Genomic DNA, 9,157 nt, shown 5'->3' with positions numbered 1-9,157 from the left:
TCGCTGTTGCTGGTGGTCGGGTTGTTGATTTGCCGACGTATCCGTTCCAACGCAGTCGTTTCTGGTTGGAGTCGGGCCCGGATGTGGGTGATGTCGCCGCGATGGGGTTGCGTTCGGCGGACCATCCGTTGCTCGGTGCGGCGGTGGGGCTTGCCGAGTCCGACGGGCTGGTGCTGACCGGCAAGCTGTCCCTGCGCACCCACCCCTGGCTCGCCGACCACACGGTGCTGGGCCAGGTCGTCCTGCCCGGCACGGCCTATCTGGAACTGGCGCTGCAGGCCGGCGAACAGGTCGGGTGTGAGCGGCTCGACGAACTCACCCACGAGGCGCCGCTGATCCTCCCGGAGGACGGCGAACTGGCCCTCCAGCTGACCGTCGGCGTCCCCGAGGACTCCGGCCGCCGCACCCTCACGCTCCACTCTCGCCGCGGCGAAGAGCCGTGGACCTGCCACGCGCGGGGAGTCCTCGCCCCCGACGACACGCCGGACGACCATCCGGACCTCGCCTCGTGGCCGCCCCCGGGTGCCACGCCTGTCGATGTGCGGAGCTTCTACGACGACCTCGACGGCACCGCGTTCCGCTACGGCCCGGCGTTCGAGGGGCTGAGCGCGGCCTGGCGACGTGGCGCCGAACTGTTCGTCGAGGTCGACCCGGCACAGGGTCCGAGCGTGGCCGGGTACGGCGTGCACCCCGCCCTGCTGGACAGCGGCCTGCAGGCCATGCGGCTCGGTTTCGTCAATCACGACCTGGAGCAGGACCCGGACCAGGCCAGGCTGCCGTTCAGCTGGACTGGCGTGCGGCTGCACTCCGCCGGCGCCTCCAGCCTGCGCCTGCGCATCGTGCGGGCCGGACAGGACACGGTGGCCGTCGCGGTGGCCGACGCCACCGGCCGTCCGGTGCTGTCGATCGGCTCGCTCGTGCTCCGGCAGGTCGCGGCGGCCCAGCTCCGCGGTGCCGCACGGACCGGTCGGGACGGTGCCCTGCACACCCTCACCTGGCGGGACCTCGAACCCGGCACGGCAGCCGAGGCACCACCGGATGGCCGCGTCGTCGTCGTGGCCCCCGAGGCGTCAGCCCTCGCCGAGGAGGACGCGCCGGTCGAGGTCTTCGCGGACCTCGCCTCGGTGACCGGCGAGCCAGCGGTGGTGCTGGCACCGCTCCTCCTGCGCCCGGCTGGCAGCCCGGCCGCATCGGCGCGGGAGGCGGCGCATCGGACCCTCGACCTCGTTCAGGAGTGGCTCGGCGACAGTCGCTTCGACGCCGCCCGGCTCGTCCTGCTGACCCGAGGCGCTGTCGCCGTCGGAGACGAGCTGCCCGACCCGGAGGCGGCGGTGGTGTGGGGCCTCGCCGGGTCGGTGCAGGCCGAGCACCCGGGACGGATCATCCTGGTCGACACCGGCGACCGGCGTCTGTCGGCGCGGATGCTCGCGACAGTGCTCGCCGCGGGGGAACCGCGGTTGGCCGTCCGCGACGGCTCCGTCCCTCTCGTCCCGAGACTGGTACGCGCCGACGCGCGGCCAGCCTCGCCCGGCGCCGACCCGCGCGACGGCACGGTCCTCGTCACCGGAGGCACCGGCGCCCTGGGCTCGGCGCTGGCCCGCCACCTGGTGACCGAGCACGGAGCCCGGCACCTGCTGCTGATCAGTCGCAGCGGTCCGCAGGCCCCCGCGGCAACTGCGCTGACGGCGGAGCTGGACCGGCTCGGCGCCGTCACGGTCGAGGTGGCCGCCTGCGATGTGACGGACCGCGAGGCCCTCGCCGGGCTGATCGCGACGATCCCACCGGACCGTCCCCTGACCGGGGTGGTGCACGCCGCCGGAGTCGTGGACGACGGAGCTGTCGCCTCGCTGAACCACGCGAGGATCGACGGTGTCCTCGCCGCCAAGGCGGACGCGGCCTGGCACCTGCACGAACTGACCCGGGACCACGCGCTCGACTTCTTCGTCCTGTGCTCCTCGATCGCGGGCCTGGCGGGCAGCGCCGGGCAGGCGGGATACGCGGCGGCGAACGTGTTCCTCGACGCGCTGGCCGTGCGCCGCAGGGCTGAGGGGCTGGCCGCGCTCTCGCTGCTCTGGGGGCCCTGGGCCGACGAGGGAGGCATGGCCGGGGGCCTGACGGCGGCCGCGCGGGCGAGGATCGCCGCCCGCGGGCTGCGTCCGCTGGCCACCGACGTCGCGCTCGCCCTCTTCGACGCCGCGCTCGGTCAGGACGAGCCGGTCGTGGCCGCCCTCGCCATGGATCTGGGAGGTGGGCGCCCAGACGACGTGCCGTCGGTGTTCCGCGGCCTGCTGCCCACCCGTGCGAGGCGCGGTGCCGGGGCGTCCTCGCAACTGCTGCGCAGGCTCGCCGCGCTGCCCGACGTCGAGCGGACCGTGGCGGTGTCGACACTCGTCCGCGACCAGGTCGCCCTGGTGCTGGGACACGCCTCGTCGGCGGGTGTGCCGGTGGACCGGGCCTTCCAGGATCTCGGGCTCGACTCGCTCACCGCGGTGGAGCTCCGCAACCGGCTGGCGGCCGAGACCGGGATGGCGCTCCCGCCCACGATCGTCTTCGACCATCCCACACCGGAGGCCCTGGCCGAGCATCTCGGTGCCCTGCTCGCCGGCACGACGGGGACGCAGGCACCGACCGTGCCAGTCGCGGTGAGCGCAGAACAGATCGCGATCGTCGCGATGAGCTGCCGTCTTCCCGGTGGCGCGGCGACCCCGGAGGATCTGTGGCGACTGCTGGCGGATGGCGTCGATGGGATCTCGCCGTTCCCGGCCAACCGAGGCTGGGACAACGAGGGCGTCTACCACCCGGATCCCGACAAGGCGCGGACGAGCTACGCCCGCGAAGGCGGCTTCGTCCACGACGCGGACGAGTTCGACGCCGAGTTCTTCGGCATCGCCCCGCGTGAGGCGCTCGCGATGGATCCGCAACAGCGGCTGCTGCTAGAGACCGCCTGGGAGACGTTCGAGCGGGCGGGCATCGACCCGACGTCGCTGCGCGGCAGCCGGACCGGCGTGTTCGTGGGCGCCGCCGCGCAGGAGTACGGGCCGCGGCTGCACCGCGCGACCGAAGAGGTGGAGGGCTACCTGCTCACCGGCAACACCGCGAGCGTCGCGTCCGGCCGGCTCGCGTACACCTTCGGCCTGGAAGGCCCGGCCGTCACCGTCGACACCGCCTGCTCGTCGTCGCTTGTCGCACTTCACCTGGCGGTGCAGGCGCTGCGCCGGGGTGAGTGCTCCCGTGCCCTGGTCGGCGGAGTGACGATCATGGCGAATCCCGGCATGTTCGTCGAGTTCAGCCGCCAGCGCGGGCTCGCCCCCGACGGCCGGGCCAAGTCGTTCGCCGCCGCGGCCGACGGCACCATCTGGGCCGAGGGCGCGGGCATGCTCCTGCTCCAGCCCCTCGCGCAGGCGCGTCGTGACGGGCACCGGGTGCTCGCCGTGGTCCGTGGTTCGGCTGTCAACCAGGACGGTGCGAGCAACGGCCTGACCGCGCCGAACGGCCCGTCCCAGCAGCGGGTGATCGGGCAGGCTCTCGCCGACGGCGGGCTGACCGCGGCCGACGTGGACGCGGTCGAGGCGCACGGCACCGGCACCAGGCTGGGCGACCCGATCGAGGCGGGCGCGCTGCTGGCCACCTACGGGCAGGACCGCCCGGCGGACCGTCCGCTCTGGCTGGGCTCGCTGAAGTCGAACATCGGCCACGCCCAGGCGGCGGCGGGTGTCGCGGGCGTGATCAAGATGGTGAAGGCGCTGGAGCACGGCGTCCTCCCGAAGACCCTGCACGTCGACGACCCGTCCCCGAACGTCGACTGGTCGGCGGGAGCCGTGGAACTGCTGACCGAGGCCCGGCCATGGCCCGAGACGGGACGTCCGCGCCGGGCCGGGGTGTCGGCGTTCGGCGTCTCCGGTACGAACGCGCACGTGATCCTCGAACAGGGCCCACCGCACGAGGAGACGCCCACGGGGGACTCGCCGGTGTCAACCCTCCCGCTGGTGCTGTCCGCCCGGTCCGAGGAGGCGCTGCGGGCGCAGGCCGGGCGGCTCGCGACATTTCTCGAGGACCGTCCCGACCTCTCGATGGCTGCCGTGGCCAGGTCGTTGGTGGCCACCCGTACGCGTTTCGAGCACCGTGCCGTCGCCGTCGCGTCCGGGACCGACCCGGCGGCGCTGCGCGCCTGGGCTCGCGGCGAGGAGCACGAGGAGATCGTGTACGGCTCCGGTACCGCGCCGTCCGGCCCGGTGTTCGTCTTCCCCGGGCAGGGGTCGCAGTGGGCCGGGATGGCCGTGGAACTGCTCGACGAGTCGCCGGTGTTCGCCGCGCGGATGGCCGAGTGCGCGGCGGCGCTGGCGCCGTTCACGGACTGGTCGCTGCTCGACGTGGTGCGCGGTGCCGAGGGAGCGCCTCCGCTGGACCGGGTGGACGTCGTCCAGCCCGCGCTCTGGGCGGTGATGGTCTCCCTGGCCGAGCTGTGGCGCTCGTTCGGCGTGCGGCCGGCGGCGGTCGTCGGTCACAGCCAGGGCGAGATCGCGGCCGCCTGCGTGGCCGGAATCCTCTCCCTGAGCGACGGCGCGAAGGTGGCGGCCCTGCGCAGCCGGCTGATCGGGGAATCTTTGGCCGGAGGCGGCGCAATGGCGACCGCCACCCTGGCACCACAGGAGTGTGCGGACTTCCTGACGCCCTGGGCGGACCGCCTCTCGCTGGCGGCGGCCAACGGCCCCCGCTCGGTCGTGGTCGCCGGCGAGGCGGTGGCCCTGGAGGAGTTTCTCGCGGCGTGCGAGGCCCGGGGCGTCTGGGCGAACCGGGTGGCGGTGGACTACGCCTCCCATTCGGCTCAGGTCGAGGGGATCCGTGCGCGCCTGATCGAGGTGCTGGGCGATCTGCGGCCGCTGCCCGCGACGGTGCCGTTCTACTCCACGGTGGACGGTCGGTGGGTCGAGCGCGACGGTGCCTCGCTGACCGCCGAGTACTGGTACCGCAACCTGCGGCAGAGCGTCCAGTTCGCGTCGGCCGTCGGCGCGCTGCTCGACGAGGGGCACCAGATCATGGTCGAGGTGAGCCCGCATCCGGTTCTCGCCGTCGGGATGACGGCGGTCGCGGAGGAGCGCGAGGCGAGCCAGGCGTTGGTGGCGGGGACGCTGCACCGTGCCGACGGCGGAATGCGGCGGTTCCTGCTCTCACTGTCGCAGCTCCTCGTACGCGGCGTCGACATCGACTGGTCGCCGGTCTTCGAGGGCGCGGGCTCCGCGACGGTGCCGTTGCCGACCTACGCCTTCCAGCGCAAGCGTTACTGGCTCGACGACGACGTGCCGGTGGCGGGCACCGCCGACAGTGGCCTCTGGGACGCGGTCGATCGCGGCGACCTGGCGGAGTTCTCCGCGGCGCTCGGCGTCGACCCGGCGGCCCCGCTGAGCAGCGTTCTTCCCGCGATGGCCGCGTGGCGCAGGAAACGGATGGCCGCGACCGTCACGGACTCCTGGCGCTACCGGATCGACTGGCAGCCCGCGCGGGGTACGGAGGTCTCCGGTGCCACCCTGCGGGGGGCCTGGGTGCTGGTGGCCGCGCAGGAACAGGACCGGACCGAGTTGGTGGGTGCCGCCGTCCGGGCACTGGAGCAGGCGGGTGCCGATGCCGTTGTTCTCCGCTCCGGCGACGGTCTGCTGGATGCCATCCGGGCCGTGCGGGACGTGGAAGGTGTCATCTCCCTGCTCGGGCTGGCGGAACCGGAGGCCCTGCACGCCACCGCGACGCTGATCGGGGTCCTCGGCGAGGCCGGGGTGCCGGCACCGCTGTGGTGCCTCACCCGTTCGGCGGTCTCCACCGGCGCGGACGGTGTCGCGCCGGACCCGGCCGGTGCCGCGCTGTGGGGCCTGGGCAGGGTCTGCGCACTCGAGCACCCGGACCGGTGGGGTGGCCTCATCGACGTCGAGGGTGCCGCGACCGACGAGCGGACCTGGGAGCAGGTGTTGGCCGTCGTCTCCGGCGCGTACACGGATGAGCCCGAGGCCGCCGTCCGGAGCTCCGGGGTGCGGGTGCGGCGGCTGCTGCACGCGCCGGTCGCGGCGGGGCGGGCCGCGCCGGAGTGGCGGGCGCACGGCACCGCGCTGGTGACCGGAGGCACTGGCGCGTTGGGCGCCCGGACGGCGCGCTGGCTGGTCCAACGGGGCATCGAGCACCTGGTGCTGGTCAGCAGGCGTGGGCCGGACGCGCCGAGGGCGGCCGAACTCGTCGCCGAGCTCGAAGAGCTGGGGGCGACGGCCGAGGTCCTGGCCTGCGACGTGGCCGATCGTACGCAGCTGGCCTCGGTGCTGGCGACGATCCGGCCCGACCGGCCGCTCACGACAGTGGTGCACACGGCCGCGGTCCTGGACGACGCGCTGATCGGCTCGCTCGACCGGGACCGGATCGACGCCGTTCTCGCGCCCAAGGCCCGCGCCGCGCTGCATCTGCACGATCTGACCAGGGAGCTGGACCTGTCGGCGTTCGTGTTGTTCTCCTCCTTCACCGCGGCCGTCGGCAACACCGGCCAGGGCGCCTACGCGGCGGCCAACGCGATGCTCGACGCGCTGGCCCAGCGGCGGCGCGCGGAAGGCCTGAAGGCCACCTCGGTGGCCTGGGGCCCCTGGGCCGGGGGCGGGCTCGTGGGAGCGCCGGAGGTCGCCGCCGGCCTGAGCCGCAGGGGCGTGGCCGCCCTCGATGCCGATCTCGCCCTGGAGGTCCTGGGCTCGGCCCTCGACCGGGACGAGCCGGTGCTGGCCGTCGCCGATGTCGACTGGCCCACCTATGTCTCCGAGTTGGCGTTCGACCGGCCCGCCCGGCTGTTCGCCGAGCTGTCCGAAGCCCGGCTGGCAGACGGGGAGCAGGAGCGGCGCTCCGACGCGTCCGCCCGGCTTCGGGAGCGACTGGCCGGGCTTTCCGACGCTGACCGCGACGCCGTGCTGCTCGACCTCGTGCGCGACCGTACGGCGGTGGTGCTGGGCCACTCCGGACCGGGAGCGGTGGCCGCGGACCGGGCCTTCAAGGACTGCGGGTTCGACTCGCTGGCGGCCGTTCGGCTCCGGAACCTGCTGTCGCGCGAGACCGCCCTGAAGCTCCCGGCGACGCTTGTCTTCGACCACCCGACGCCGGCCGCGCTGGCCCGGCACCTCCGCTCGCTGGTGCTGCCGGCCGCGGCCGACCCCGCGGAGCCGGTGTTCGCGGGGCTGGACGAGCTTGAGCCGCTGCTGTCCAACTCCGACCTGAGCGCCGCCGACCGGGCGCGCATAGGCAACCGGCTGCGCGTCCTGGTCACGAGGTTGAGCGAAACCCCGAGCGGCACGGTCGGTCAACCCGAATCGGCTGACGTCGACGACGAGATCGCCGCGGCTTCGGACGACGAGGTCTTCGCGTTCATCGAAAAAGAGTTCGGAATATCCGAGACCAGGGACCTGGACCAGAGGGGGCGTTGAGCCATGGCCGATGAGGACAAGGACAGGCTGCGCTATTTCGTCAACCGGCTCACCACCGAGCTGCGGCAGGCGAACCGTCGGATCCAGGAGCTGGAGGACGGCGGCCACGAGCCGGTCGCCGTCATCGGGATGGCCTGCCGGTTCCCCGGTGGTGTCCGATCGCCGGAAGACCTCTGGCAGGTGCTGCGAGAGGGCCGGGAGGTGATGTCCCCGCTGCCCGCCGACCGCGGCTGGGACCCCGATCTCTACGACCCCGACTCCGAGCGGGCAGGCAAGAGCTATGTCCGGCGCGGCGGATTCGTCGACGACGTCGCCGGATTCGACGCGGGCTTCTTCGGGATCTCGCCGCGCGAGGCGTTGGCGATGGATCCGCAGCAGCGGCTGCTGCTCGAAACCTCGTGGGAGGTGTTCGAGCGGGCCGGCCTGCACCCTTCCTCGCTGAAAGGTAGCGACACCGGCGTCTTCGCCGGCACCAACGGGCAGGAGTACGGTTCGCGGCTGCGGCGCGCACCCGAGGAGGTCGAGGGCCACCTGCTGACCGGCAACGCCGGCAGCGTGCTCGCGGGCCGGCTGGCCTACACCTTCGGCCTCGAGGGCCCCGCGCTCGCCGTCGACACCGCGTGCTCGTCCTCGCTGGTGGCCATGCACCTCGCGGCCCAGGCCCTGCGCAGGGGGGAGTGCTCACTCGCCCTGGCGGGCGGCGTCACCGTCATGTCGACCCCGGTCGTGTTCGTGGAGTTCAGCCGCCAGCGTGGCCTGGCCCCGGACGGTCTGTGCAAGGCGTTCTCCGAGTCCGCCGACGGCACGGGGTGGTCCGAGGGGGCGGGAGTGCTGCTGCTCGAACGGCTCTCGGACGCCCGACGCAACGGCCACCAGGTGCTTGCCGTCCTGCGGGGCAGCGCCGTCAACCAGGACGGCGCAAGCAACGGGTTGACCGCTCCGAACGGCCCGTCGCAGGTGCGGGTGATCCGGCAGGCGCTGGCCGACGCACGGCTGTCCCCGGCCGACGTGGACCTGGTCGAGGCGCACGGCACCGGGACGACCCTCGGCGACCCCATCGAGGCGGGCGCGCTGCTGGCCACCTACGGGCAGGAGCGCGGTGACGGCGGTCCGCTGTGGCTCGGGTCGGTGAAGTCCAACCTCGGGCACACCCAGGCGGCTGCCGGGTTGGCGGGCGTGATCAAGACGATCATGGCGATGAGACACGGAGTGCTGCCGAAGACTCTGCACGTCAGCGAGCCCTCCCGGCATGTCGACTGGGATTCCGGTGCCGTCCGGCTGCTGACCGAGGAAACCCCCTGGCCGGACAGGGGGCGCCCCTACCGGGCGGGCGTGTCCTCCTTCGGGGTCAGCGGCACGAATGCCCACCTGATCCTCGAGTACGAGCCGGAACCGGACCGGACCGGGGAGGAGGTCACGCCGGAACCCTCCCAGGTCGTGCCCGTCCTGCTGTCCGGCCGCGGCGAGGCGGCGTTGCGTGCGCAGGCCGGGGACCTGCTGGCCCACCTCGAGGCCCGACCTGGCCTGGCGGTCCTCGACGTGGCCCGCACCAGGGCACTGACCCGTGCGATGCAGGACAACCGTGCCGCCGTGCTCGCCGCTGACCGGGACGACCTGCTTGCGGGCCTGCGGGCGGTGGCGTCGGGTCAGGTGGTGTCGGGTGTGGTGGGTGGGTTGGCGGTGGAGCAGGGTGGTGTGGCGTTTGTGTTTACGGGTCA

General features: G+C 73.6%; 2 protein-coding genes. Both read left to right on the top strand.

Annotation, left to right across the window (positions count from 1 at the left end; translation table 11 throughout):
• Window positions 1–29 precede the first annotated feature (29 nt).
• Window positions 30–7,439: a type I polyketide synthase gene (locus AB0B57_RS36620; protein ID WP_357081006.1), complete on the top strand. Its 7,410-nt coding sequence runs from the start codon at window positions 30–32 to the stop codon at window positions 7,437–7,439.
• Between the two features lie 3 nt (window positions 7,440–7,442).
• A partial coding sequence (locus AB0B57_RS36615) for a beta-ketoacyl synthase N-terminal-like domain-containing protein (RefSeq protein WP_357081003.1) occupies window positions 7,443–9,157 on the top strand: 1,715 nt, incomplete at its 3' end.

The organism is Micromonospora sp. NPDC049101 (genome assembly GCF_040648675.1).
In the GTDB taxonomy this organism is placed as follows: Bacteria; Actinomycetota; Actinomycetes; order Mycobacteriales; family Micromonosporaceae; genus Micromonospora.
Note: the sequence above shows the minus strand (reverse complement) of the source record. Positions and strands in the feature narration are given on the sequence as shown.